26 protein-coding genes and 1 pseudogene are annotated in these 25,126 nt (G+C 67.3%); 11 read left to right on the forward strand and 16 right to left on the reverse strand.

Translation table 11 applies throughout. The features are described from left to right. Nucleotides 1-87: 87 nt before the first annotated feature. The 3 genes from AB0M48_RS11085 (at nucleotide 88) to AB0M48_RS11095 (ending at nucleotide 2,424) form a co-directional block, all read left to right on the forward strand. On the forward strand, nucleotides 88-318 hold the full coding sequence (locus AB0M48_RS11085) for a hypothetical protein (RefSeq protein WP_363838943.1): 231 nt from the start codon (nucleotides 88-90) through the stop codon (nucleotides 316-318). 135 nt (nucleotides 319-453) lie between these two features. Then, entirely contained in the window at nucleotides 454-1,830 is a 1,377-nt protein-coding gene (locus tag AB0M48_RS11090; protein ID WP_363838947.1) for a DHA2 family efflux MFS transporter permease subunit, read from the forward strand. A 12-nt stretch (nucleotides 1,831-1,842) separates the two neighbouring features. Continuing rightward, the gene (locus tag AB0M48_RS11095; RefSeq protein ID WP_363838951.1) at nucleotides 1,843-2,424 is read left to right on the forward strand and encodes a TetR/AcrR family transcriptional regulator; all 582 of its coding nucleotides are present in this window, start codon (nucleotides 1,843-1,845) and stop codon (nucleotides 2,422-2,424) included. Nucleotides 2,425-2,433: 9 nt separating this feature from the next. Here the strand turns inward: AB0M48_RS11095 and AB0M48_RS11100 are convergent, their stop codons facing one another. From AB0M48_RS11100 to AB0M48_RS11110, 3 genes and pseudogenes are all read right to left on the reverse strand, one after another. After that, complete coding sequence (locus AB0M48_RS11100) at nucleotides 2,434-3,069, reverse strand: antibiotic biosynthesis monooxygenase (protein ID WP_363838954.1); 636 nt, start codon at nucleotides 3,067-3,069, stop codon at nucleotides 2,434-2,436. Between the two features lie 180 nt (nucleotides 3,070-3,249). Further along, on the reverse strand, nucleotides 3,250-3,738 hold the full coding sequence (locus tag AB0M48_RS11105; RefSeq protein WP_363838957.1) for an MFS transporter: 489 nt from the start codon (nucleotides 3,736-3,738) through the stop codon (nucleotides 3,250-3,252). A gap of 40 nt (nucleotides 3,739-3,778) precedes the next feature. After that, nucleotides 3,779-4,186 (reverse strand): annotated as a pseudogene (locus AB0M48_RS11110) (MFS transporter); the annotation flags it as partial. A gap of 29 nt (nucleotides 4,187-4,215) precedes the next feature. Between AB0M48_RS11110 and AB0M48_RS11115 the strand changes: the two are divergent. Both AB0M48_RS11115 and AB0M48_RS11120 read left to right on the forward strand, forming a co-directional pair. Beyond that, nucleotides 4,216-4,527 (forward strand): transposase, encoded by a 312-nt coding sequence (locus AB0M48_RS11115; protein ID WP_363838960.1) that lies wholly within the window; start codon nucleotides 4,216-4,218, stop codon nucleotides 4,525-4,527. 5 nt (nucleotides 4,528-4,532) lie between these two features. Further along, entirely contained in the window at nucleotides 4,533-5,441 is a 909-nt protein-coding gene (locus AB0M48_RS11120; protein ID WP_363838963.1) for an IS3 family transposase, read from the forward strand. A 27-nt stretch (nucleotides 5,442-5,468) separates the two neighbouring features. On the opposite strand, the gene AB0M48_RS11125 is transcribed toward AB0M48_RS11120, so the two are convergent. Next, entirely contained in the window at nucleotides 5,469-5,780 is a 312-nt protein-coding gene (locus AB0M48_RS11125) for an MFS transporter (RefSeq protein ID WP_363838966.1), read from the reverse strand. 95 nt (nucleotides 5,781-5,875) lie between these two features. Here AB0M48_RS11125 and AB0M48_RS11130 point away from each other — a divergent pair, with 95 nt between their 5' ends. Next, nucleotides 5,876-6,589, forward strand: a complete 714-nt coding sequence (locus tag AB0M48_RS11130; protein WP_363838970.1) for a TetR/AcrR family transcriptional regulator — start codon at nucleotides 5,876-5,878, stop codon at nucleotides 6,587-6,589. 416 nt (nucleotides 6,590-7,005) lie between these two features. Here the strand turns inward: AB0M48_RS11130 and AB0M48_RS11135 are convergent, their stop codons facing one another. From AB0M48_RS11135 to AB0M48_RS11170, 8 genes are all read right to left on the reverse strand, one after another. Continuing rightward, nucleotides 7,006-8,448 (reverse strand): SulP family inorganic anion transporter, encoded by a 1,443-nt coding sequence (locus AB0M48_RS11135; RefSeq protein ID WP_363838973.1) that lies wholly within the window; start codon nucleotides 8,446-8,448, stop codon nucleotides 7,006-7,008. An 838-nt stretch (nucleotides 8,449-9,286) separates the two neighbouring features. Next, nucleotides 9,287-10,231, reverse strand: a complete 945-nt coding sequence (locus AB0M48_RS11140) for an ADP-ribosylglycohydrolase family protein (protein WP_363838977.1) — start codon at nucleotides 10,229-10,231, stop codon at nucleotides 9,287-9,289. Next, nucleotides 10,228-10,929 carry a hypothetical protein gene (locus AB0M48_RS11145; RefSeq protein ID WP_363838982.1) on the reverse strand — a complete coding sequence of 234 codons (702 nt, stop codon included), beginning with the start codon at nucleotides 10,927-10,929 and terminating at the stop codon, nucleotides 10,228-10,230. The genes AB0M48_RS11140 and AB0M48_RS11145 overlap by 4 nt, the downstream gene beginning before the upstream one ends. 87 nt (nucleotides 10,930-11,016) lie before the next feature. Next, nucleotides 11,017-11,253 (reverse strand): hypothetical protein, encoded by a 237-nt coding sequence (locus AB0M48_RS11150; RefSeq protein ID WP_363838985.1) that lies wholly within the window; start codon nucleotides 11,251-11,253, stop codon nucleotides 11,017-11,019. A 102-nt stretch (nucleotides 11,254-11,355) separates the two neighbouring features. Then, the gene (locus tag AB0M48_RS11155; RefSeq protein ID WP_363838989.1) at nucleotides 11,356-12,852 is read right to left on the reverse strand and encodes a SulP family inorganic anion transporter; all 1,497 of its coding nucleotides are present in this window, start codon (nucleotides 12,850-12,852) and stop codon (nucleotides 11,356-11,358) included. 402 nt (nucleotides 12,853-13,254) lie between these two features. Further along, nucleotides 13,255-13,608, reverse strand: a complete 354-nt coding sequence (locus AB0M48_RS11160) for a hypothetical protein (RefSeq protein ID WP_363838992.1) — start codon at nucleotides 13,606-13,608, stop codon at nucleotides 13,255-13,257. A 19-nt stretch (nucleotides 13,609-13,627) separates the two neighbouring features. Next, entirely contained in the window at nucleotides 13,628-15,304 is a 1,677-nt protein-coding gene (locus AB0M48_RS11165) for a ribonuclease J (protein WP_363838995.1), read from the reverse strand. 69 nt (nucleotides 15,305-15,373) lie between these two features. Beyond that, nucleotides 15,374-15,745, reverse strand: coding sequence for a MerR family transcriptional regulator (locus tag AB0M48_RS11170; RefSeq protein ID WP_363839914.1), 372 nt, complete (start codon nucleotides 15,743-15,745; stop codon nucleotides 15,374-15,376). Between the two features lie 165 nt (nucleotides 15,746-15,910). On the opposite strand from AB0M48_RS11170, the gene AB0M48_RS11175 reads away from it, so the two are divergent. The 4 genes from AB0M48_RS11175 to AB0M48_RS11190 all read left to right on the forward strand — a co-directional run bounded on the left by AB0M48_RS11175 (nucleotide 15,911) and on the right by AB0M48_RS11190 (nucleotide 20,243). Further along, complete coding sequence (locus AB0M48_RS11175; protein ID WP_363838998.1) at nucleotides 15,911-17,524, forward strand: peptide chain release factor 3; 1,614 nt, start codon at nucleotides 15,911-15,913, stop codon at nucleotides 17,522-17,524. Between the two features lie 91 nt (nucleotides 17,525-17,615). Then, a complete protein-coding gene (locus AB0M48_RS11180) occupies nucleotides 17,616-18,824 on the forward strand; it encodes an MFS transporter (RefSeq protein WP_363839917.1) in 1,209 nt (402 codons plus the stop codon). Nucleotides 18,825-18,999: 175 nt separating this feature from the next. After that, complete coding sequence (locus tag AB0M48_RS11185) at nucleotides 19,000-20,001, forward strand: acyltransferase (protein WP_363839002.1); 1,002 nt, start codon at nucleotides 19,000-19,002, stop codon at nucleotides 19,999-20,001. A 41-nt stretch (nucleotides 20,002-20,042) separates the two neighbouring features. Continuing rightward, the gene (locus AB0M48_RS11190) at nucleotides 20,043-20,243 is read left to right on the forward strand and encodes a hypothetical protein (RefSeq protein ID WP_363839007.1); all 201 of its coding nucleotides are present in this window, start codon (nucleotides 20,043-20,045) and stop codon (nucleotides 20,241-20,243) included. Between the two features lie 34 nt (nucleotides 20,244-20,277). Here AB0M48_RS11190 and AB0M48_RS11195 read toward each other — a convergent pair whose 3' ends face one another. Then, a complete protein-coding gene (locus AB0M48_RS11195) occupies nucleotides 20,278-22,308 on the reverse strand; it encodes a UvrD-helicase domain-containing protein (protein WP_363839010.1) in 2,031 nt (676 codons plus the stop codon). A 236-nt stretch (nucleotides 22,309-22,544) separates the two neighbouring features. Further along, entirely contained in the window at nucleotides 22,545-22,772 is a 228-nt protein-coding gene (locus tag AB0M48_RS11200) for a DUF2795 domain-containing protein (protein WP_363839013.1), read from the reverse strand. Nucleotides 22,773-22,988: 216 nt separating this feature from the next. On the opposite strand from AB0M48_RS11200, the gene AB0M48_RS11205 reads away from it, so the two are divergent. After that, complete coding sequence (locus AB0M48_RS11205) at nucleotides 22,989-23,612, forward strand: hypothetical protein (RefSeq protein WP_363839016.1); 624 nt, start codon at nucleotides 22,989-22,991, stop codon at nucleotides 23,610-23,612. A 178-nt stretch (nucleotides 23,613-23,790) separates the two neighbouring features. Here the strand turns inward: AB0M48_RS11205 and AB0M48_RS11210 are convergent, their stop codons facing one another. Then, complete coding sequence (locus tag AB0M48_RS11210) at nucleotides 23,791-24,030, reverse strand: hypothetical protein (protein WP_363839019.1); 240 nt, start codon at nucleotides 24,028-24,030, stop codon at nucleotides 23,791-23,793. Beyond that, nucleotides 24,020-25,045 (reverse strand): ADP-ribosylglycohydrolase family protein, encoded by a 1,026-nt coding sequence (locus AB0M48_RS11215; RefSeq protein ID WP_363839022.1) that lies wholly within the window; start codon nucleotides 25,043-25,045, stop codon nucleotides 24,020-24,022. The genes AB0M48_RS11210 and AB0M48_RS11215 overlap by 11 nt, the downstream gene beginning before the upstream one ends. Between the last annotated feature and the right edge of the window lie 81 nt (nucleotides 25,046-25,126).

A 25,126-nucleotide genomic window follows, 5' to 3' on the forward strand; every position in this document is an offset into this window, starting at 1 on the left:
CCCGATTAGCGCCCGTGGGGGCGGGGTCCGACCCGTCCCCACGTCGGGCGTTTAAACGCGAGTCCCAACGCCGTGCCCGAGGCCGGCGTGAGCGACCGGCTGCTGGGCGAGCTGGCCGCCCGCCACGACCTCAGCGAGGCCACCACCTTCAAGGGGCGGTGCGCGCATCTCGGCCCGGCCGCCAGCGCCCACGACGTCGGGGCGATCGAGCGCGACTACCTGCTGGCTCTGAACACGCTGCTCGCCCCGGCCGGGCTCCACGTCGAGGATGACCAGCTCTGTGTGGACGGGTGGGGCGGACATTGCCATAGGTACTGACCGCGATGCCCGTTCCGGACCGTCGAGTGGCTCTGAGCTGGTGCTGTGCGCGCTGATGTCGACGGCTGCCTGTACATGGTCGTACCGCTGTACGATAAAGCGGTAGTTCGACCAGCGCGGGGGAGTGCCGAGCCGATGTCACGACGTGCGACCACCCCGCCGCCCGTGCCGATTCCGGCTCGTGTCTGGGGCGTGGCCGGGATCGTCGGGGTGGGTGCGTTGCTGGGAATGCTGGACTCCACCCTGGTCAACCTCGCGGTCGAAGCAGTTCGTGATGATCTGCACAGCTCGTTGCCGATGGTGCAGTGGATCGTCACGGGCTACTTGATTGCCTTAGCGGCGTCGCTTCCGGCGTCGGGCTGGCTCGGCGCCAGGTTCGGGCATGGCCGGGTATGGGGCGTGTCGCTGGCCGTGTTCGTTGTGGCCTCTGCTTTGTGCGCGCTCGCACCGGGCGTGGCGGCTTTGGTGGCCGCGCGGGTGATGCAAGGGCTTGCTGCGGGGTTGATGGTGCCCGCCGGGCAGGCGGTGATCGGGTCGATCCCCGGTCAGCTGGGGCGGTTGTTCGGGGTGCTGGGTTTGGTGCTCGGAGTGGGGCCGGCCATCGGTCCTGCGGTCGGCGGCTTGCTGCTGCAGGCGGTGTCGTGGCGCTGGTTGTTCTGGCTCAACGTCCCCATTGGAGTGGCGGCGTTGCTGGCCGCACGACGGCTCGTGCCCGGTGGGATTCGAGACGAGCGCCGTGCGCTGGACGTTTACGGGCTCGTGTTGCTCGGTGTAGGGCTGCCGCTGGCGTTGTACGGCGCCACCGACATCGGCACGCGTGGAGCCACCGTGATGGCAGCCGTGGTGATCGTCGCGGGTTTGCTGCTGACCGCCGCGTTCGCCGTGCGCGCTCTACGTGTGGACACGCCGCTGATCGACCTACGGCTGCTGCGAACTCGCGCGTTCGCCGCAGCGACGGTGACGACCGGGTTCACCGGTGCGGCGATGTACGGCGGCCTGTTGGTTCTGCCGCTGTACCTGCAGCTGCAACTGGGGTGGAACAGCGCGGAAACGGGTGCTGCGTTGCTGGCGATGGGGGCGGGCAGTGCGGTGGCGCTGTACATCGGCGGCGTGTTGACCGACCGTTGCGGAGCGGGGTCTGTCACCGTGGTCGGCGCCGTTCTGCTGGTGACGTCCACAGTGCCGTTCCTGGTGCCCGCGTCTGTTCCGTCACCGGTGCTCCTGGCGGTTCTCCTCGTGCGAGGAGTAGGGCTTGCGTGGGCGCAGATGCCCGCGACGACCGCTGCCTACGCGGCAGCCGGCGCTGACCGGATCGGTGATGCCTCCACGCTGGTGAACATCGTTCAGCGCGTGGGCGGGGCGCTGGGAGCGGCCGGTTTGGTGGTCGTGCTGTCCCAGACCGCCGGTGAACAGGCTTACGTGTGGGCGTTCGCGGTGCTGACCGTCCTGGCCGTGTCCACAGTGGCGTCCGCGATGATCCTGTGGCGAGGCGCCGCTGTCGAACGGGACTGAGTTGGGGGTGCGATGCCGAAACGGGTCGATCATGAGCAACGGCGGCGGGAGCTTGCTGAGGCGTTGGTGCGGTGTGCCCGCGTGAAGGGGCTGCACGCGGTCGGCTATCGCGAGGTCGCTGCCGAGGCTGGGGTGTCGGTCAACCTCGTGCAGTATTACTTTCCCAGCAAGGAGAAGCTGCTGTTGGGCGGCCTTGTCCACCTGCGGGCTGTCATGACGAGCAGGTTGCACGAGCGGCTGGCGGCGTTCGGTGACGACGACCCGGTCGAGCGTGTGCGGCTGATCCTCGGCGAGTTGTTGCCGCACGACGAAACCAGCATGGACCTGTATCGGGTGCATGCCGCGTACGCCGCGCTCGCACTCACCGATCCGGGCTTGGCCGCACAGCCGCACACCGCCGGACCGGACGAGATCCAGCCGGAGCTGGCGAGTCTGCTCGCGCAGTCGGGACATCCCGATCCGGAGACGGTCGCCATCACGTTGCTCGGGCTGGTCACAGGGTTGTCGGCCTACACCGCTTCCGGCTATCTCACCCATGACCAAGCTGCAGGTGCTCTGACCCGGCACCTGGACATGGCGCTCACGCGGTCGTGACCACCTGGGTCAGTTCGCGTGAAGGGCGCCGTGGAGATGGTAGGCGCGGCCGCGTGTAGCGCGTACGCCCGGGGTTTCCAGGCTGATGCGGTAGATCTCGTCGAGCTCCGCGTTCTCCACCGCCTGGTCGTGTGCTTGCAGTGAGGTCCACTCCGCGTAGTTGAGCACGCGGGTGCCGTCCACACTGAGGTGGAAGTGCGCGGACAGCGCCCCCGTAAACGGCTCGACGCGGGATGCTGCTTCGGCGAGTGCGTCGACGATGTGACGTTGCCGCTCGGGGCCGTCGACGTCGAACGTGGCGGTGATGACGCAGCTCGGTTCGCCTGTGGTGTCGTTCATGCTGCGGTACAACCGGTAGCGGACTGCGTCGACCAGGTCCAGCGGCCCGCGTTCGGCGGTGCGGAGGTGGGTGGCGTACTGGTCGTCGTCCGTCCACTGCGCGTAGGCCAGCAGCGCTTCACCGTCGAGGCTGGTGAACACGCTCATCGACAGCAGCCCCTGCGGTATCGGTGTTCGCGTCCACCTCGCCAGCACTTCGTCGGCAACTTCCTTCTGCTGCCGCGCACCACCGACGTACAAGGGGCTGATCACAACGAGCCCTGCGTCCGCGCGGACGACGTCGGGCAGAGGGTCGGCTGCTGGCATCGTGTCTCCTCGGCTGCCTGAGATCAGTGCCGACTCTGGCAGCCGGATGAGCGATGATCAATGGGGTTTCGCGAGAGACTGGGTGTGTGGCGGAGTCGTTGTCCTGCAAGAGTTCGACTCTGTTGAAGTCGTTATGGGACTTCCGGCGCACGGATGCCACGCTCACTGGTGCCGATCTGTTCAGCTCGCTGGGTCGAGAGTCTCGACGCGGTCCTCTTCCTTGTTCAGGTGTGGCTTTCCGATGCCGCGGACGACGGTGATCGTGAGGAGAGTGGCGGAGATGGCGGCGGCGATCAGGAAGCCGGTGGTGGTTGAGGTGGCGGCGATGAGCGGGCCGAACAGCAGCGGAGAGATGAACTGGCCTGTGAAGATGGCGGTACCGGACAGTGATGCGGCGCGGCCGCGGTGTTCAGCGCCTGCCGCCTGGTCGACCATGACGGTGGCAATGGGGAACAGGATGCCGTTGCCCACGCCGAACAGCGCTGGTGCAAGCAGCAAGAGAACGGGCTGGGTGATCGTGGCATACAGCAGGAATCCGGCGAGGGTGGCGGCAAACGCCACGCGCAGCAGGGTGGCGTAGCCGAACCGGGCGCGCAGTCGACCGTAGAACAACCCGATCAGGCTGGTGATGATCGACGGCCCGACCACCGCGTAGATCGACACCAGCACCGGTGAATGCACGCCGAGCCGGGGCCAGGTACTGGGGCAGGAAGATCGCGAGTACGTACATCTGGACCGCGATCACGATCCACATTGCGTACCAGCCCAGTAGCGCAGGCCGTTGCCGCATCAGCCGAACCGCTCCGATCTGGCCGTGCCGGTCGGGCGGGGTGGTGTTGGGCAGCGACCACATGGCAGCCAGCGCGAGCGGGATGCCGACCAGGTAGATGCCAAACGTGGCGTGCCAGGTCAGCCCTCCCAGTATCCCGCCCAGCAAGGGCCACACGAGCCCGCCGACGCTGGTCGCGGTGGACCGCCAACCCATCACCCGATCCCGCTCAGCCCCTTGGTAGAACGCGAGCAGTGCGACCGTCGTGCAGGTGAACACCGCCGCCGCGCCGACTCCAAACACCAGCCGGCTTGAGGTTCCCCCGGTAGCTCGGAGACTTTCAAGCATGGTCCGATAGGACCTGAAGGGAGTCGTCCGTGGCACCACCGAAGAAGTACCCCGATGAGCTGAGGGCTCGTGCGGTCCGGTTGTATCGAGAGTCGGACCCGAAGCCGGTGATCCGCCGGCTGGCCGAGCAGCTCGGGGTGCATCACGAAGCACTGCGCAACTGGATCCGGCAGGACGAGGCCGACCGCGGCGAGCGGGACGACCGGCCCACGACCAGCGAGTCCGACGAGCTGCGCCGGCTTCGGCGGGAGAATGCGGAACTCAAGCGTGCCAACGAGATCCTCAAGGCCGCGAGCGCTTTTTTCGCCTCGGAACTCGACCCGACCCGGCGACGGTCGTGAAGCTCGTGTCACAGCTTCGCGGCCGCTTCGGGGTCGAGCCCATACTCCGGGTCCTCGGTATCGCCTCCTCCACCTACTACGGCTGGGTCCAGCGCCAGACAGACCCGGCGCCGCGGCAGCGTCAGGATGAGGAGCTGGTGGCCGAGATCGTGGACATCCACACCACCTCCGGCGGCACCTACGGCAGCCCGCGGGTGCACGCGACGCTGCGCCGCCGCGGGATCCGGGTGTCGCGCAAGCGGGTCGAGCGGCTGATGCGCAGTCACGAGCTGCAGGGCGCGTTCCTGCGCAAGAAGTGGCGAACACCCTCGACCCGGCGTGATCCACGAGCAGTGCCGGCGCCGGATCTGGTCAACCGGGACTTCACCGCCCCGGCCCCGGACCGGCTGTGGGTCGCCGACGCCACCCGTATCCCCACCGGTGAGGGCGTGTTCTGGCTGGCCGCCGTCCGTGACGCGTTCTCCAACCGGATCGTGGGCTGGAAGACCAGCGACCGCTGCGACACCAGCCTCGTGCTCGGCGCCCTGGAATACGGCATCTGGTCCCGCGAGGTCCGTGACGGGCAGCTGATCCACCACAGCGACAGAGGCTCGACCTACACCTCGATCCGCTTCGCGCAACGCCTGGCGGACAACGGAATCCTGCCGTCGATGGGCTCGGTCGGCGACTCCTACGACAACGCACTGATGGAGAACTTCTTCTCCACACTGAAGATCGAGCTCGTGTACCGCAACTCCTGGCGCACCCGCGACGAGGCCGAGAACGCGATCTTCAGCTACATCGACGGCTGGTACAACACCCAGCGCATCCAGAAAGAGCTCGGCTGGCTCAGCCCCGACGAGTACGAGGCCGCCTGGCACGACGATCAACTCGAGCCATCTATCATCCCGGCATCCCCAACCGGAGCCAGGTAACCAACCCTCCGAGTTATCGGGGGAACCTCAGCTTGCGATCAACGCGGGATACGAGGTCACCACCAGTCCGGCGCCACCTGCGAGCGCGTAGACAACCAGCCCGCCGATCATCGGCCAGCGAATGCCCCATCGGTCCACCAGCCGGCCCGCCAGGGGAGCCGACAACGCGATCGCCAACCCGTGCGCGGTGAGGATGAACCCCGCCGCGGTGCCGCTGACCGCGAACTCACTGCGGATCACCTCCAGCACGGACACCAGGATGGCGCCACCCATCACCCCCAACGTGGACCCGGCCAGCAGTACTGCCAGCACCGCTGGACTCCGCACGGACATCGTCATGAGCCCTCCTATATCTGCCTCTCAGTGGCACTTTATAAGGAGAGGCGATATTCGCCCAGTGGTAGTTGCTTCGGGAAGGCGGTTAAACTCCGGTGATGGCCACGCCGACGACCGTTACGCCGGGGGACACATCCGGTGCTGTTCCCGGTGATCGGGCGCTGCCGCTGCGCGAGCGCAAGAAGCTGCGTACCCGCCGTGCCCTGGTGGACACCGCATTGCGGCTGTTCCTGGACAAGGGGTTCCACGAGACCACTCTCGATGAGCTGGTCGAGGAGGTGGAGGTCTCCAAGCGGACGTTCTTCCGCATGTTCCAGTCCAAAGAGGACGTCGCGATGGCCGCGGAGCTGGAACTGTGGGACGCCTACGTCGCCGAGGTCGCGGCCGGTGAACTCCACGGTCCGGTGCTGGACTTCCTGAGGCGGACGCTGGTCGCCGCCATCGCCGGGCTCGGTGAGGAATGGGACCGTCGCTTTCTCGCCACCCGTGGCCTGATCGCCCGCACGCCGGCTTTGTGGGATCGGAGCCTGCTGAATTCGGTCACCGTCCAAACCCGGCTGGTCGCGGAGTTGGAGACCAAGCTCGGCGTCGACAGCCGGCAGGACGTGCGGCTGCGGTTGCTCGGTGAACTGTCCCTGGCGGCGTGGCGCTGCGCGGCCAAGAACTGGATCTCCGGCCGTGGTTACGACGGGCCGTCACCGAGGGAAAAGCTCGGCCGCTGGAAGGGGCCTGGTGGCAGCAAGGTGCTCATCCGTCGTGTCGACGAGGCATTCGACGCGATCCCGGACAGTCTCTCTCTCGCTGCGCCGTGATCGGCCCGCTCCCTCCGCTTGCGTGTTGAGCGCGTCCAGTTCAGCCAGGCTCACTTGGTCGTACCGTCGCACGATGAGAAATGGTCTTGTCAGATGACCACCTGGATGTGCTCGATTTCCCGCTGGCCATGACCACTCTGGTCAGCTCGCGTGGAGCTTCACGACACCTGCCGCAACGCTATTGGGCAGACGCGTAAACCGGTCCTCGAGTCCGGCGCGCTGGGCCGCCTGCAGTCGCCCAGACGGCCTATGTCGATCATTCGAACGGCCGCGCGGGTGGTGGGCGCGAGGTGCCCACCACCCGATGCTCCGCGACATGACGAACCGGTCGGAGGAGTTGGACTGCCCGCGATGGTTGCCCAGTGCGTCGACTGGGTCGAGTCAGTCACGTCGCTTCTGGCAGACGGCGATGGTCGTTAGTGACTGCCGGTGAGTTCGCCGCTGAGTGCGCCGTGCATCTTGGCGCTGTGCTCGTTCAGCCCGATGATCTCGACGGTCTTGCCGCGGGCGGCGTACTTGGTGGTGATGGCGTCCAGTGCGGCCACCGAGGAGGCGTCCCAGACGTGTGCGGAGGCGAGGTCGATGATGATCTTGTCGGGGTCGTTGGCGTAGTCGAACTGGTAGACGAGGTCGTTGCTGGAGGCGAAGAACAGTTCGCCGTTGACGGTGTAGACGACCTGGTTGCCGTCGGGGTCGGCGACTGCGGTGACGGTGGCCAGGTGGGCGACGCGGCGGGCGAAGATCACCATGGCGGTGATGGTCCCGACGACGACGCCGATGGCGAGGTTGTCGGTGGCCACGACGACCGCGACGGTGGTGACCATGACGGTGATCTCGCCGGTCGGCATGCGCTTGAGGGTCGCCGGGGCGACGGAGTGCCAGTCGAAGGTGCCGAACGCAACCAGGATCATCACGGCGACCAGTGCGGCCATCGGGATGTCGGACACGACCGGGCCGAAGACGATGCACAGGATCATCAGGAACACGCCGGCCAGGAACGTCGAGAGTCTGGTACGGGCACCGCTCTTGACGTTGATCATGGTCTGGCCGATCATCGCGCAGCCCCCCATGCCGCCGAAGAACCCTGTGACCACGTTGGCGATGCCCTGCCCAATGGACTCGCGGGTCTTGTTGGAGTGCGTGTCGGTGAGGTCGTCGACGAGCTTCGCGGTCATCAACGATTCCATCAAGCCGACCAGCGCCAAGGCCAGCGCGTAGGGCGCGATGAGCTTGAAGGTGTCCACGGTGAACGGCACGTCGGGAAGGCCGGGGACCGGAAGGGATGAGGGCAGCGCGCCCTTGTCGCCCACGGTCGGTACGGCGATGCCCGCACCGATGGTCAGCGCGGTCAGCGCGATGATCGACACCAGTGGTGCGGGCACGGCCTTGGTGATCCGGGGGAAGAACACCATGAGCAACAAGGCACCGACGACGAGCGGATAGACCATCCACGGGACGTCGACGAGTTCGGGCACCTGGGCCATGAAGATCAGGATGGCCAGGGCGTTGACGAAGCCGACCATGACGCTGCGTGGCACGAAGCGCATCAGCTTGGCCACGCCCAGCCCTCCGAGCGCGATCTGGAACAGCCCACCCAGGATGACCGCGGCGATGAGGTAGCTCAGCCCGTGCTCACGCGCCAGAGGTGCGACGACGAGGGCGATGGCGCCGGTGGCAGCGGAGATCATGGCGCGCCGCCCGCCCACGATCGAGATGACCACGGCCATGGTGAAGGAGGCGAACAACCCGACGCTGGGATCGACTCCGGCGATGATCGAGAAGGAGATCGCCTCGGGGATCAGCGCGAGTGCGACGACAAGCCCGGCGAGTACCTCGGTGCGCAGGACCTTGGGGGTCATCCGGGCGGCGCGTAGACGGGTCAGCAGTGCGGCGGGGGAAACCGGCGAGGTAGTCAAGAACGGCCTTGTCATGTTCGGGCGCGGCCGTGTCGTCGGAACGCGCAACGGAAGAGCGGGGCACAGGGCCAACGGCGCCGGACGGCTGATCGACGCCCGCGGAAGGCCAGGCCAGGCATCAGGTCATGAAGGGGTGCACCGGCGGATGAGCCGGGGCACGGGCCTCAGTCCGTAGCGACTACGGCGGGCAGGACGAGGAGAGGGGCAGCGACACGCGCATGCGGTTCTCCTGTCTGTGAGCTGATTCGGCAGCGGGAACATCATCGTCTCCGACGGGAGCCGAGCATTGCTCGAATCTCAGAAGATCCGGTTGCTCGGGTCGGGCTTGATCGATCCAACTCTACCCCGAGGCCAGGTCAGGGACCGAACTGAAACAGGCGGGATGTGGTCGACAACACCGATGAGCGGTGTGACGACAGCGCTGGCCGCAACTCAACCGAGGTGCGATGGGGCGGTGAGCTGCCCACAGGTGTGCCGGTAAGCCTGGTCGGCGTTGATTCAACGATGCCTGCCTGCAGGGTTCCCATAGACGCCGCTGTCGCAGGTACAGCCTCTCGTGCGTGACGACTTCGCGGCGCGCATCCTGCCTGCTTCCGGACGGCTGCCGCCCGCTGGTGGCCGGTGCGCAACGCGCTCGCCGCGACGGAGAAGAGGCCCAGCGCGCTCCAGCCGAGCACGCCGACACAGACCGTGGGCAGCGGCATCGTGATCGCGAGCCATCGCCAGGTGCTGGCCCATCCGCGTGCGCTGACCGTCCGTTCAGCGCGAGGCCGGATGTTGGTCAGTTCGTGTCGGCGAGTTGGTCGGCGAGCCGGCACAGTTTGCCTGTGGTGTGGAATCGGCGCAGCCAGGACTGGGGCAGTGCGGCGGTGCCGGTGCGGGCACCGGCGAGAGCCCCGGCCATGCTGGCGACGGTGTCGGTGGCACCGCCGGCGCGGACCGCGTAGCGGATGGCGTCGGCGGGATCGTCGGGGTTGCGCAGGAACGCCAGCAGCGCGAGAGGAACCGAGCCGAGTGCCGAGCTGTCGTTGCCCAGTACTTGGGCGGCGCGCGCGGGATCGGCACTGTCGGCGAGGTGGTTGACGCGGTCGAGTTGGTCGCGCCACAACTGCGACGGCAGGACTTCCGCGATGCTGCGGAGGAATTGATAGCCGTCCAGCGGCTGGGCTGGGTTGCTGTGCAGCGCGAGGTAGGCGGCGGCTGCCTGGCATTCGGCGCCGTGTCTGCCGTGGGCGTGGGCGTGGGTGATGGCGGCACTGCGGAGCGCGAGTTTCGTGGTGTGCTGCACGCTCGTGCCCACCAGTGCGACGGGTGCGACGCGTGCGGCGGCGCCGTTGCCTTGGGAGGCCTGCGCTTGGAGGAACGCCTTGGCGGCGGTGCTCCAGGCCACGCCCGCGTGCAGCAGGCCGAACACCGGTGGGGTGCCGGAGTCGAAGCCCCGCCATGGTTCGCGTTTCCACGCCGCGGCGAACTCGCGGGCGAGCGCGTCCTCGTCGAGGACGTCGGTGTCGTGCCCGGCGGCGAGGTGTTCGGCCAGCACGATGGTGAGCGCGGTGTCGTCTGTGTGTACCAGCAGGCTCGGTGCGCGTTCCTCGGTGGACATTGTGTCGGCGTCGACGGTGAGGTGGCCTTGGAACGGTGCGCCGAGTGCGTCGCCGAGTCCGGCGCCGAGCAGCAGTCCACGGCATTTGTCCGTGTGGGTGATGTGGGTGGTGGAAGTGGTCATTCAAGGTCACCAGATTTCAGCGCGGCGTTGTGGAATACGATCCGGTAGAGCGGCCGTGCGGGGCCGATCCGGTGCGTTCCTGCGGGGAACAGTTCGGTGATGCCGTCGACGGTCGAGAGGACCGGAGTGGACAGGCGCACTGTCAATGGCTCGCGAAGTGGCCGGATCGGGCTGGCTTTCTCGCTCACCGCGCAGGCCAGCATGCCGCCGGGGATCGGGCTGACGGCCAGCGCTCGGGCTTCGTGAGCGAAGGTGCCGGAGGCGGTCGAGCAGTGCAAGTGTCCGGCGAAGTGTGCGGCCTGCAGCACGGTGCAGGTTCTGCCGTCGCCGAATGCGACGGTCAGCGCCGGTTCCGGCCGCAGCAGCAGCCGGAGAGACTCGTCCGGGTCGATCGCGCCGGGTAGGACCACCGGGGCGTTCCAGGCCGCGGCACACCGCTGGGCCGAAAGGGATACGGCCGGTGTCGTGGCGATGACCAGCTTCACGCGGCCGGCTTTCGGTGTCCGGCCGAACGCGGGCGCGGGGGTGATGTCGAGCAGACGGAGTCCGGCGTGGTCGGCCAGCGCGCGCAACCCGTGCTGGATCTCCAGGCTGGTGGTGTCGGTTTCCCGGACCAGCGCGATGACGCCACCCCGGGCGATGGCGAGCGGTGCGGGATGTGGGCGTCGGCCGGCGGTGGCGGCGAGCAGCATCCGCACGGCGGTGACCGGCGCTGGTTCGGTGGTGGGGTGAGCCAAGGGTCTCCGTTCGCGGCTGGCCTGTCCGGGATGAGGGAGGCTGGTGGCTCAGTCCGCGGTGTACGGCAGATCCGGCAGGCTGGACAGGACGTCCAGGACGGAGACGTAGGAACGCTCGGGCAGCTGGACCAGCGCGGCGAACACCGCGGGCCGGGCCTGGCAGCGCAGGGCCGAGTCCAGCAGGCTGGTCACGGTGGCGGAGCCGGAGAAAAAGGCATCCTCGACGCAGTCGATGATCTCGGTCTGCGTCAGAACGGGCTCACTTCTGGTAGGCGCGACTTCCATGGACCCAACTCTACCTTAACGTGAGTGTTGTATAGAGTGATATCGCTCGTGACGGGGCAAAACGCGAGAGGGCGGCACCTGCAGATGCCGCCCTCTCGCGTGTCAGTGTGATCCGGCGAGTTGTCCGGTCAGCTTGGTGTGCAGTTGTTCGCTGTGCGGGTTGAGGCCGATGATCTCGGCTTCGATGCCGCGTGAGGCGAACTTCGCGGTGACCGCGTCGAGCGTGGCGACTGCGGAGCTGTCCCACACGTGCGCGTCGGAGAGGTCGATGACCACTTTGGACACGGTGTCGGTGTAGTCGAAGGAGTGCATCAGCTCGTTGCTGGAGGCGAAGAACAGCTCGCCGGTAACGGCGTAGACACGGATGGTGCCGTCGGGGTCGAGGACGCTGGAGACGTCGACCAGGTGCGCCACGCGGCGGGCGAAGAAGATCGCCGAGAGCAGGACGCCCGCCACGACACCGAGAGCGAGGTTGTGGGTGGCGACGACGGTGCCGACGGTCACGACCATCACGGCGGTCTCGCTCTTGGGCGCTCGGCGTAGCGCGGCCGGCTTGATGCTGGTCCAGTCGAAGGTGCTGACCGACACGAAGACCATGACCGCGACGAGTGCGGCCATCGGGATCAGCGAGACGATCGGGCCGAGGGTCAGTACCAGGATCAGCAGGAAGACACCGGATGCGAGGGTGGACAGCCGGGTTCGGCCACCGGACTTGATGTTGATGATGGACTGGCCGATCATCGCGCAGCCCGCCATGCCGCCGAAGAAGCCGGTGGCGATGTTGGCGATGCCCTGCCCGCGCACCTCCATGCCCTTGCGGGACGGGGTGTCGGTGAGGTCGTCGATCAGCTGCGCGGTGAGCAGCGACTCGATCAGGCCGACCACAGCGAGCGTCAGGGCGTAGGGGGCGACGATGGCGAGGGTCTCGAAAGCGAACGGCACCATCGGGATGCCGAGGACCGGCAGGGCGTCGGGCAGGTCGCCCATGCCGCCGACGGTAGGCACGGCGACGTGCAGGAACACCGTCAGCGAGGTGATCACCACGATGGCCACCAGCGGCGCGGGGATCGCCTTGGTCAGCCTCGGCAGCAGGTAGATGATGCCCAGGCCGAGCAGCACCAGTGCGATGACCGGCCAGCCGCCCTTGGTGATGTGGGGGATCTGCGCGGTGAACAGCAGGATCGCGAGCGCGTTGACGAAGCCGACCATCACGGTGCGAGGCACGAACCGCATCAGCTTGTGTACGCCCACCAGGCCGAACACGATCTGGAAGGCGCCGGTGAGGATGGTCGCGGCGAACAGGTACTCGACGCCGTGGTCGCGCACCAGCGGCACGAGCACCAGGGCCATGGCGCCGGTGGCGGCGGAGATCATGCCGGGACGGCCGCCGGAGAACGCGATGATGATCGCGATCGTGAACGAGGCGTAGAGGCCGACCTTCGGGTCGACGCCGGCGATGATGGAGAACGACAGCGCCTCGGGAATCAGCGCGAGCGCGACGACAAGACCGGACAGCAGGTCGGCGCGGGGGTTGGAGAACCAGGTCGTGCGGACCCTCGACAGCAGCGAGGGACGCGGCGCAGCCACGTGTGAGGACAAATCGACACCTCAGGGTTATGCGCGCGAGCAGGCAGAGGCTCGCGTGGTGAACAGGACTCGGGATCCGCGCGCCCCAGTGCACGCGGGAGAGCACCGGCGCAGACGCCGGTATGACGTGTGATGTGGTTGGTGCCGCGAACGTTCAGGGTTCGCAGAGCGGTGGAACTAGGCCCTGCGATCCTCCTCGGCGGTACTCATGCGTCCGGGTGCCTCTCGAAGTCCGGAGAGCCCGCGCTGTACGTGGTGTCACAAGCGATCGGGGCTCACATGACGGGCCGCGGCATCTCCGGCGCAACCACAGTGGACTCTACCGTGACGTCACTGTAGACCCAATTGTGAACGGCTTGATCGTGAGCAAGCTCTCCGGCTCAACCGCGATGTTCACCTCAGGGACGCCTGCGGTCACGACTTCGTCATGTCGAGCACAGCCCGGACCTCGGACAGGCGCACAGGCCAGCGCCGGACGATCGACTGCCATGCCGTCCGGAGTGAGACGTGTTCGGCGAGCACGAGAACCGGGCCTTGTCCCCAGTGGGTCGCTACGACCATGCCAAGGCGGTCCGGCTCGCCGGGAGCGGGGGCACCTCCGGGCAGGAATTCCACGGTCATGGATCCGGGGTCGCCGCCCAGGTCGTCCTCGATGCCCTGCATGGCGGCGTGATAGCCGCGCAGCCGGGATGGGTCGAAAGGCAGGGCGCATTGCGGATAGGCGGCGTTGTAGTGGCTCGCCGCTTCGAATCGGCGCGGGCTGCTCATCGTCATCACCACGTGCGGCTCAGGCTTCGATGACGACCGGGATGACGACCGGTCGGCGGCGGTAGGTGCGTTGTGCCCACATTTGCACCTGCTGGCCGATGAGACGTTCGAACTCCGCCACGTCGGTGGTGTTCTTCTCCGCGGCGCCCGCGAGGGCCTTCTCGATGGCGGGGATCACCGGCAGGAACGTCGAGGCGTCGTGTTCGAAGCCGTGGGCGATGAAGTCGGGGGTGTCGTCGAGCCGCCCGGTGTCGGTGTCGATGATGGCGACTACGGTGATCATGCCTTCTTCGCCCAGCGTGCGGCGCTGTGCCAGGGAGTCCTCGGTGACGCCGCCGACGGTCTGGCCGTCGACGTAGATGTTGTGGATCTCGAACTGGCCGGTGACCGAGGCCCGGCCCTCGTGCAGGTCGATGACGTGGCCGTTGGCGGCGACGAGCACCCGGTCGCGGTCGACGCCGGTGCGGACGGCCAACTCGGCGTTGGCTCGCAGGTGGCGTGCCTCGCCGTGCACGGGCAGGACGTTGGCGGGTTGCACGATGTTGTAGCAGTAGACCAGTTCACCGGCGCTGGCGTGCCCGGAGACGTGGACCTTGGCGTTGCCCTTGTGCACCACGTTCGCGCCCAGGTCGGTCAGGCCGTTGATCACCCGGTAGATGGCGTTCTCGTTGCCGGGGATCAGAGAGCTGGCCAGCAGGACGGTGTCGCCCTCGACGATGACGATCTCGTGCTCACCGGCCGCCATGCGCGACAGGGCGGCCATCGGCTCACCCTGCGACCCGGTGCACACCAGGGTCACCTTGTGGGCGGGCAGCCGGTTGGCGTCCCTGACGTCCACGACGAGCCCGTCGGGCACCTTCAGGTACTCCAGCTCGGCCGCCAGGCCCATGTTGCGGACCATGGAGCGGCCGACGAAGGCGACCTTGCGGCCGTGGGCGACCGCGGAGTCGAGCACCTGCTGGATGCGGTGCACGTGGCTGGCGAAGCTGGAGACGATCACCCGGCGCGGGGTGGTGCGGAAGACCTCGTCGATCGCGGGGGCGAGGTCGCGTTCGGAGGTGGTGAAGCCGGGCACGTCGGCGTTGGTGGAGTCGACGAGGAAGAGGTCGACACCTTCCTCGCCGAGGCGGGCGAAACCCCGGAGGTCGGTGATCCGCTTGTCGAGCGGGAACTGGTCCATCTTGAAGTCGCCGGTGTGCAGCACGAGGCCGGCGTTGGTGCGGATGGCGATGGCCAGGCCGTCGGGAATGGAGTGGTTGACGGCGAGGAACTCCAGGTCGAACGGCCCTCGGGCGAGCTGTTCGCCTTCCTTGACCTCGACCAGCACGGGCTTGATCCGGTGCTCGGCCAGCTTGGCGGCCAGGAACTTCAGCGTGAGCCGGGAGCCGATGACCGGGATGTCCCGTCGTTCACGCAGCAGGTAAGGCACGCCCCCGATGTGGTCCTCGTGGCCGTGGGTCAGCACGATGGCGACCACATCGGCCAACCGGTCCCGGATGCAGCTCCAGTCCGGGAGGATCACGTCGACACCGGGCTGGTGCTCCTCGGGGAACAGGACCCCGCAGTCGACGATGAGCAGCTTGCCCTCGTGCTCGAACACGGTCATGTTCCGGCCGATCTCACCGAGACCGCCGAGGGCGATGACCCGCAGGGCATCTGGAGTGAGTGCGGGCGGAGGGGTGGACGTTCGTGCCATGGTCACACCCTCACGTTAAGTGAGAGTCACCCGTCAGAGGAAATCCAGCGAGCCGCGCCACGTGGTCCGTCAGTCCGGGGGCAGATGCGACCGCAGGGTCGTGGCGAAGTCCTCGGCGATGCGCAGCTGCGCGCGCAGCTGCTGACAACGTTCGTCGGCGGCGGTCCAGAACCCCGACAGGCGGTCGAGATGCTTGTCACGATCGGGATCGTCGCCGGCCGACAGCGCCTCGAGGATGCCGAGCAGCTCGCGCATCTCCTCGAGCTGGAAGCCGAGCGGTTTCATCCGCTTGACCACGTCGAGGCGTTGCACGTCAGGCTCGGCGTAGAGGCGGAACCCGCCCTGGCTGCGTGCGCTGGGCACCACCAGGTCGACCTCCTCGTAATACCGGATCGTGCGCAACGACAGACCGGTTCGCTCGGCCACCTCACCGATCTGCATGTGCTCGCCCACAACATCCCTTCCCGAACCGCGCCACGATCACCGGCCATTCTGGCATCACGCCTCGAATCATGCCCCAATCGCGGGGCCAGACCAGGAGCTATCATACTGTCACGTGAAGGTAGAGTTGTGGGACAGTTTGCCTGACTACCTGAAGGATCGTGAATGACCACCGCCACCCCGGCGACCGCCGTGTCCGCAACCGTGCTCGCGGAGGCGGAACGCAGACGCACCTTCGCGGTGATCAGCCATCCGGACGCGGGCAAGTCGACCATGACCGAGGCACTGGCCCTGCACGCGAAGGTGATTTCCGAGGCGGGCGCGGTGCACGGCAAGGCCGGCCGGCGCGGTGTGGTGTCGGACTGGATGGAGATGGAAAAAGCCCGTGGGATCTCCATCACCTCCGCCGCGTTGCAGTTCTCCTACCGCGACTGCGTGATCAATCTGCTGGACACCCCCGGCCACGCCGACTTCTCCGAGGACACCTACCGGGTGCTGTCGGCGGTGGACTGCGCGGTCATGCTGCTCGACGCGGCCAAAGGCCTGGAACCGCAGACCCTCAAGCTGTTCGACGTCTGCCGCTACCGCGGCATCCCCGTGATCACCTTCATCAACAAGTGGGACCGCCCCGGCCGCGACGCGCTGGACCTGTGCGACGAACTGGTCGACCGGATCGGGCTGCAGGCGATGCCGCTGACCTGGCCGGTCGGCGACGCCGGCCACTTCCGCGGCGTGCTCGACCGCCGCAGCGGGCACTTCGTGCGCTACCAGCGCACCGCGGGCGGAGCCACCGCCGCCGGTGAAGAGCACCTGCCGCCCAGGCAGGCGGAGGCTGAAGAAGGCGTGGAATGGACGCGCGCCTGCGAGGAAGCCGAACTGCTTGGGGCGTCCGGCGGCGAGTTCGAGCTCGAGCGGTTCCTCGAAGCCACGGCGACACCGGTGCTGTTCGGGTCGGCGGTGCTCAACTTCGGTGTGCGGCAGCTGCTCGACCTGCTCGTCGAGATCGCACCACGCCCTACCGCACGGCCGGACGCCACCGGCAATCCGCGCGAGCTGGACGCACCGTTCTCGGCATTCGTGTTCAAGGTGCAGACCGGCATGGATCCCGCACACCGCGACCAGGTCGCGTTCGCACGCGTGTGCTCCGGCGTGTTCGAACGAGGCATGATCGTGACCAACGCCGCCACCGGCAAGCCGTTCGCCACCAAGTACGCACAACAGGTCTTCGGCCAGCAACGCTCCACATTGGACACCGCTTTCCCCGGCGACGTCATCGGGTTGGTCAACGCCACCGCGCTGGGCGTCGGCGACACCCTGCACGCCGGCAAACCCGCGGTGCGCTTCCCCGGCCTGCCCAGCTTCGCCCCGGCGCACTTCGCCGTCGCGCGACCGGCGGACCTCAGCCGCTCCAAGCAGTTCCGCAAAGGCATCGAACAACTGGAGTCCGAGGGCGTCGTGCAGGTGCTGCGCTCATTGCGTCGCGGCGACGGAGCGCCGGTGTTCGCCGCGGTCGGCCCCATGCAGTTCGAGGTCGCCGCGCACCGCCTCGAAGCGGAGTTCAAGTCCCCCGTGCGGCTCGAACCGTTGCCCTACACCGTCGTGCGCCGCCTGGCCGACCCCACGCAACGGTCCATCGTGGACAGCGGCCGAAGCGAGGTGCTCACCCGCACCGACGGCATGGACCTCGCCCTGTTCGTCGACTCCACCGCACTGGGCGTCATGCGCCGCCTGCACCCCGAGGTACGGCTGGAGTCCCTCGTCGCAGGAACCGACGACTGACCGTTCGTCACCTGGGGAGACAATCCTGATCTCGTTCCGCTCGCTCACGCCGTCCGGCTTCTACGGCTGGCACGTCGTCGGCTGGTCAACGCTGCTCGTCGCACTCACCGCACCCGGCCAGACCGCCGCCGTGTCGATGTTCGTCGATCCGATGATCTCCGATCTCGGCCTGAGCCGGTCCGCGGTGTCCACCGCGTACCTGGTGGGCACTCTCACCGGCGCGGTCGCGATGCCGTGGGCCGGTCGTGCGCTCGACCGCTTCGGTGTCCGCCGCGTCCTCGTGGTGATCGGGCTGGTGTTCGGCGCCGCGTTGTGCGCGATGGCGGCGGTCAGTTCCATCGTCGGCCTGACCGCCGGCTTCGTCGCGATCCGGATGGCAGGCCAAGGTGCGCTGGGCCTGGCCGCCACCACTGTCGTGGCATTGTGGTTCGAACGTCGCCGGGGAACCGCGCTCGGGCTGGTCGGCGCGATCGGCGCCGGGGCCATCTCGTCGGCGCCGCTCCTGCTGGAAACGCTGATCGCGGACTGGGGCTGGCGTCGCGTCTGGTTCGCCGAAGGCGTGGTGGTGCTGGCCGTCGTGCTGCCGGTGGCGTGGTTCGCGCTGCGCGACCGGCCCGCCGATCTCGGCCAGCACCCCGACGGAACCACCCGCGACGGTGACTCCGCGCCGCCACCGCAGTGGGGAGTAACCCGTGCCGTGGCGCTGCGCACCCCGTTCTTCTGGGTGGTCACCGGTGGGATCTCCGCGTGCGGCCTGCTCGGCACGGCGATCAACTTCCACCAGGTCAGTCTGCTCACCGAACGTGGACTCACCGCGACCGCGGCGGCGGCGAACTTCCTGCCGCAGACCGCGGCGAGCCTCGTCGCCACGCTCGCCATGGGCCTGCTCGTCGACCGTGTCGACAGCCGGATGCTGATGACGTTGTCCATGGCCGCACTCCTCGGTGCCCTCGTACTCGGCACCACGATCGCGCCAGGGCTGTCCGCCGTGGTGTTCGGCCTGCTCCTGGGAGCCGGCAGTGGTGGCATGCGCACGCTGGAGGCGGCCACGTTCCCCCGCTACTTCGGCACCCTCCACATCGGAAGCATCCGAGGCGCCGTGACCGCGATCAACGTCGGCGCCACCGCCTTCGGACCGCTGATGTTCGCCACTCTGCACGACCTCACCGGCAGCTACACCCCGGCACTGCTGGCCTCCTTGCCGCTGCCCCTGCTCATCGCCGCGGCCGCGCTGTTCGCCCGGCCACCCGCGATCGGACCTGCCGCGACCGCGACAGAGCGTGAAATGACACACCACTGAGTAACTATACCTTTACGTTACAGTAAAGTGATGGTGTGTCTGATTCGTCCGTTGGTCGGTGGCTGTTGAGGCGTCGAGGTCGGCAATGCCGTGGCGCAGATGGTGTCTATGGAACGGCAATCGTGTGACCGGCCGCAACCGGCCTCCTGTTACGCGGCGTCGAAACAGCTGGGACGTGCTGCGCGCGGCGGCGATCCTGCTGGTCGTTGTGCAACACGCGACCTGGGGCGGGCCGCTGCTGGTGCCCGAACTCGGTGCCCGGCCCTTCGAGATGAGCGTCCAGGTGGGCGCCAGCACACTGATGGTGATCTCCGCTTACTTCATCTGCCAGACCTTGCGCTCATCCGGACCGTGGTTGTTGGTGCGCAACCGTCTTGGCCGGATGCTGCCGCCGTTCGCCGTCGCCTCTGTCCTCACCTATGCCCTCACGCGCTGGTTCGGGCCGGATGCGTTGCACCGTGACAGCGAGGATCTGACCGCCACACTGCTGATCCTGCCTCCCAGCCTGTTGGACGAGCTCGATCTGGTCGATCCCAGCTACTGGACGGTGCCGCTGCAGGTGATGGCGTTCGCCGCCGCGGCGATGCTGTGGCGGACGCGATGCTCAAGCGGCTGGTGGTTGCGGGTCGTGCTGTGGGCTGCGGTCGTCATCCCGGTCGTGATCAGCGCGGTCGTGCTCCCACTGGACGACAGTGGGGCCCTCGCGACGTTGCACGGCGACCTCGGTGTGCATCGCACGCATCTGTTCGCGGTGGGCGCGGCATTGTGGCTGTGGGCCACCGGGCGCTCCGGTCACACCATCCTGCTGATGATCCCGGCCGCTGTCGCCGCACATCACTTCCACACCGAGGACCTGCCGTCATCGCTGGCGCTGGGCGTGGCGTGCGGCCTGATCGCCGCCGCCGCGACCGGCCCGGACTGGTCACACCCCGCCCTGCGGCCACTGGTCTGGCTGGCGGGCATCTCCTACGGCATCTACCTGGTCAACCACAACATCGGCTACACCGTCATGTACCAGCTGCGCCTGGCGGGGGCATCGCCGGCGGTCCAGTCCGCCGCCATGGTCACCGCCTCGATCGCACTCGGCTGGCTGCTCACCCGCACTGTCGAACAACCCGCCGCGCGCTGGGTCGCCTCCACGCCACCGCGTCAGCCGGACACACCTGCGACAAGGTAAGTGTGCGGACCAGGTCTGGACGTCTTCGGAAGGAGATCGTTGTGGCAGATGAACCGCGGGAGGATGATCTCGGCTCCGTGCCGGCCGACGCTGCTGGCCGCAGACGGTCGCCGATGCAGGTGTTCCTTGCCGGAGGCGGAACCGTGGACGCCCTCAGCAGCATGGCGAGCGAGATCCTGTACAGCGCTGAAGAGGAGTGGCAGACACGACGCCGGCGGCGGTCCGGCGCGGCACCGGAATGACGTCGGCCGGTGCCGCCAGCTCACCTGCGCCCGGTCAGGCGGCATGTACCCGCTGGGCGAATTCCAGGAAGCGCGAGACTGATCCCTCGTGGGTCAGGTGGAGTTCGTGCATGGCTCTGGTGCAGGCTATGTAGAGCATGCACTTGTCGATCTCGTCGGCGTAGTTCGCGTCGTCGACGTCCGGCACGATCACCGCGTCGAACTCCAGCCCCTTGGAGATGTGCGCCGAGGTGATGATGATGCCGCCGGCGAACGCCGTGCTGTCGTAGTCGATGAAGGTCAGCTCGACACCCGCCTCGGACAAGGTGTGATAGAGCTTCTCCGCCTGGGCGACCGTCTTGCAGATGATGCCGAGAGAGCGGTGATCGCTGTGGTGGTGCTCCTGGATCAGCGACAGGATCTGTCGCTGCTGGTCCGCGCAGGCGAGGACCCGAGGCGGCAACCCGTGGCGCTCGATCGAGACGAGCTTGTCGTTGCGGGAGATGTTCTGGGCGAACTCCGTGATCTCGGTGGTGGAGCGATAGCTCTTGCACAGCTCCAGGCAGTCGGCTTCCGGGAAGATGCCGCGGATCGTCGGCAGCGACGAAGAGCTGAACGGGTTCACCGACTGGTTGGCGTCACCGAGGATCGTCATCTTGCAGGAGAACAGCTCACGCACCACGGCGTACTGGATCGGCGTGTAGTCCTGCATCTCGTCGATCAGCAGATGACGGATGTTGCCGTACGAGTCCTGCCGAGCAGTCCTGATCATCGTGTAGATCAACGGAAAGACGTCGGCGTACTCGATCTTCTTGCGCCCCAACGGCTTGAACAGACCTTTGCGGTCCGGATCCGCGTAGAACGCCTTGTACACCGCGAACGCGTCCCGGTACGGGAACATGGCGCTGACCTGTTTGCGGATGCCGGCGGTGTCGGCAGCGGTCCACTTGCCGCCCTTGTCCACAACCTTGTGCTTGAGCACGTGTACCGCGCTGTTCGCCACGCGGTCCAGCCGCGTGAAGACCGGAAGGCTCAGTGACTCGTTGAACATGTCCGCGACCCACTGCGCCGGGAGCCTGTTGCCCTTCTGCTCGATCTCCGCCGCCGAGAACTCCTCGTCCGCTCGCGAGGTGATCCACGCGTCGAGCGAGGTGACGAACTCGGCCGCCGCCTTGTAGCGCATGCGTGCGGTGGCCGCCGCGTCGGCGTGCTCGAGCAGCTTTACCACCTGCTCGCTGAACGTCTCGTAGCCGGTGGCCTTGGTCAGGAACCTGCCCGCGATCTTGTCGAAGTCGATCTCCGCGATCTGCTCCTCGCCCAACTCGGGAAGCACGTTGGCGATGTAGTCGCCGAAGACCTTGTTGGGGGACAGGATCATGACGTTGTCGGACGAGAGGGTGTCCTTGAAGCGGTAGAGCAGGAACGCCACCCTGTGCAGGGCGATCGACGTCTTTCCGGAGCCCGCGACCCCCTGCAGGATCAGCACCTGCGCCGTCTCGTTGCGGATGACGGCGTTCTGTTCCCGCTGGATGGTCGCGACGATGTTCTTCATCTTGTCGTCCGCGGACCGGCCCAGCTCCCGCTGCAGCACGTCGTCGCCGATGTTGAGCGCGCTTTCGAACATGAACTCCAGGCGCCCACCCTGGATCTTGTACTGACGTTTGCCGGTGATCTGGCCGTGAACAACGCCCTTCGGCGCCTCGAAGTGCGCCTCCCCGGCCTCGAAGTCGTAGTACAGACTCGACACCGGTGCCCGCCAGTCGTGGACCACGATCTCCTGGGTATCGGGCTCGGAGAGGTTGTGCACTCCGATGTAGTAGGCACTGGCGGTGGCGTCGTCGCTCCTGCGGAAGTCGACGCGCCCGAAGTAGGGAGACTCCAGCAGTCGCATGATGCGCTGCCGTCTCATCACCGCGTGTTCGCCCTGAAGCACCGACAGGTTGATCTCAGTGCGGAAGCTGGCCTTCTCCGCGCTGTCCATGTCGCGCCAGTGCGTCCACATGTGCTCCTTCTGGTCTTTGACGGTCCTGGCGGACTTGTCGATGGAACCGTTGAGCTGCCCCAGTTCCGTCATCAGCAGACGCATCGTCGCAGCCAGATGCTCCCGCTCTTGTTCTTCGTCCCGAATCTGCACGTCGGTCAACGCCATCTCCTGGTTCAGAGTTCGCGCAGAGTCTACAGTTACGTTAAGGTATGTATTGGGGGTATGGCTGGTGTGCGGATGCCCTGTCCGGCACCTGCGCTCGAGCGGGAACCGCCACGGCGATGCCTTCGTCGTGACCGCTTCGATGCAGGTTTCGGGCGCGTGCCGCTGAATGGGTTTCAGTCGCCGATCGGCACCTCTGGCAAGTACGTCCACAGGTCGCGGACATGAGCGAACTGCCGGTCCGGCAATCGCTCCAGCAGGCTCACCAGGTCGGTGCTGCTCTCCTGCTTGACCGCCGCTGTGATGATCTCCTGCTTGCTGGCGGACGCGCCGCTGAACGCGGACTCGGTGGCATCGATGATCTCGATGCGTGTGACTGCGCCCACGGTGTTGCTGTTCTCCATGCGCGCGACTCTACCGTAACGTGAGGGTAGTGTTCCGGTATTGGTCGTCACACTCCATCTCGCCGCCAGAACGGGAGCAATGTGTCCATCCGATCCTCGGTGCCCGCATCTGCCACCGCCGCGGGCCATTCGCATGCCCTGGGCTCTCTCGAGCAGGTGCTGCGCGATGCCATCAGCACATTGCCGCAGTCTCCGTCACAGCCGACCGTCTCGGCGGTGGCGGTGGTACGGGGCTTCGAAAAGCACAGCCGCGAGATCCGCGGCACAGTCCGCGACATCGCCGGTGCCCTCCAGCATCGCGTCTTGGACCTGCCGACCGATCCTCGGTTCGGCGCCATTCCCGCCGTCGATGTGCGGGCGGTCGTGGCCACGCGACCGTCGTTGGTCCCGACCGCCGCACGGTGCGCCGCGCACTGGGGCTGCCGCCTGATCGAGCCCGTGGCGCATCCCGCAGACTCGGCGACTTTCCGGCTGCGTCCAGCGCCCGCATTGTCCATCCAGACCGCCGACGGCCTGCGCGACCGCATCTCAGACCGGTTCCAACTCGACGGACTCATCCACTACCAGGTCGCTGACCTGCCGGAGGTCCTCGCCCGCGTGCTGGCCGTCGAACCGCAGGGCAACCGCATGCGGCTGTGCCACCGCGACACTGACGGCCGCCGCGACCGCAGCGAACCGGCAGGCGCTGTGCTGCGCCTGCGGCTGGACGAACCCACCCCTGGGGTCATCGACGGACATCAGCAGATCTTCCCCGTGGGCGACTACATCATCTCCGCCGACGCCGTTCCCGGTAATAGTGCCCATGACCGCCTGGCTCACCACGTCGCCACCACGCGGTAGTCAAGCCGCTGGTGCGAATCGACGCCACACTGGACGTCGCCCATGGTCGAGCGCAATGCAGCGGCCGTGTGTACCGCAGTGGAGTCAGTACTCGATGTCCCAACCGCCATCGGCAGCAGCGGAATCGGTAGGCTGATCGTCTGAATCGGACAGCGGCAGATCTGTGTGGCGCTCATGACTACGGGATCCGACCCTGTGTCAACTCATCCGCCCACGACCGCGCCCGGCGGCACATCACCACAGGCTCACCATCGAGCTCCTCCAGCAAGTGCCTGCCCCATCGCAGTGTCAACTCCGCCCGCCAGTCGTCGCTGACCACCGTGACCACGAAGTCGTCATCGCCGACAGCCAGCACGGCGCTGGCCGTGCTCCTGGCCGCATCGCTTTCCTCCAGCAGGAACCTGCCGTCAGCCGCCACCAGAGCCCGCACCGCGTTGCGTCCCGACGACATCTGAACCGGCATGATTCTCCTCGCCTGATGAACGGGTGCGACTCGCGGTCGAAATTTGGTCGGCCAGACGGCCGAGCTGCTCAGTTGCTTCCAGGCGACTGGTCCAGGACTCGGGAAACGCGGCCGCACCGTTGCGTGCTCCCACCAGTGCGCCGGCCATCGAGGCGATGGTGTCGGTGTCGCCTCCGGCGAGCACCGCATACCGGATCGTCTCCGCGGCTTCGTCACACCGCCCCAGGAACGCCAGTAGTGCCAAGGGAACCGACCCCAACGCGGACACGTCGTTGCCCAGTGCACGGGCCGCATGTCCAGGCGCGACCTCATGCCGGATCAGCTCGCCGATCCGGTCGAACTTCTGGTGCCACGACCGCGACCGGACAACCCTGCCCAGGTCCTGAAGAAGGCGAGCAACGTCGAGCCGACGCCCCGGAGTGCTGTGCAGGGCCAGATATGCCGCCCCCGCCAGGCACGCGGCACCGAGCTGTCCGTCTTCGTGCGCATGGGTGACCTCGGCACTCCGGCGCCCCAGCTCTGCCGCGTGGTGCAGGCTCGTCGCCACCAGCGCGACCGGCGCAACCCGCATGGCCGCACCGTTGCCGTAGGAACCCTGCCCACCGAACGTCGCGCGGGCCGCCCGGCTCCAAGGCACCCCGGCCTCGATCAGACCGAGGACATGCTGCGCACCGGAACCGTAACCACGCCACGGCTCGGCCTTCCATGCCTGCGCAAGCTCCAGTGCCAGCATGTCACCATCAACACCGCGCTCGTCTCGGCGATCGGCCAGGTGCCGGGCAAGGACCAGCGCCAGCGCTGTGTCATCGGTGTGCGTCAGTCGGGTACCCGACTTCTCATGTTCAGTCAGCTCCGCCGCGGCGACCGCCGACTGCCCCTCGAAGGGCGCCCCCAGGGCATCACCCAGCGCGCCACCGGCAAGCAGTCCGAGAACCCTGCCGCGACTGGCGGGAGCGGGAGTTGGTGTCATCATGAAGATCCGTTCCGCTGTCGCCGAATGGGCGCAGGAGCATGTCGGCTGCACCCTCAACCCTCGCTCAATGTTACTCTA

The organism is Lentzea sp. NPDC051208, from assembly GCF_040682435.1.
Lineage (GTDB): Bacteria > Actinomycetota > Actinomycetes > Mycobacteriales > Pseudonocardiaceae > Lentzea > Lentzea kristufekii.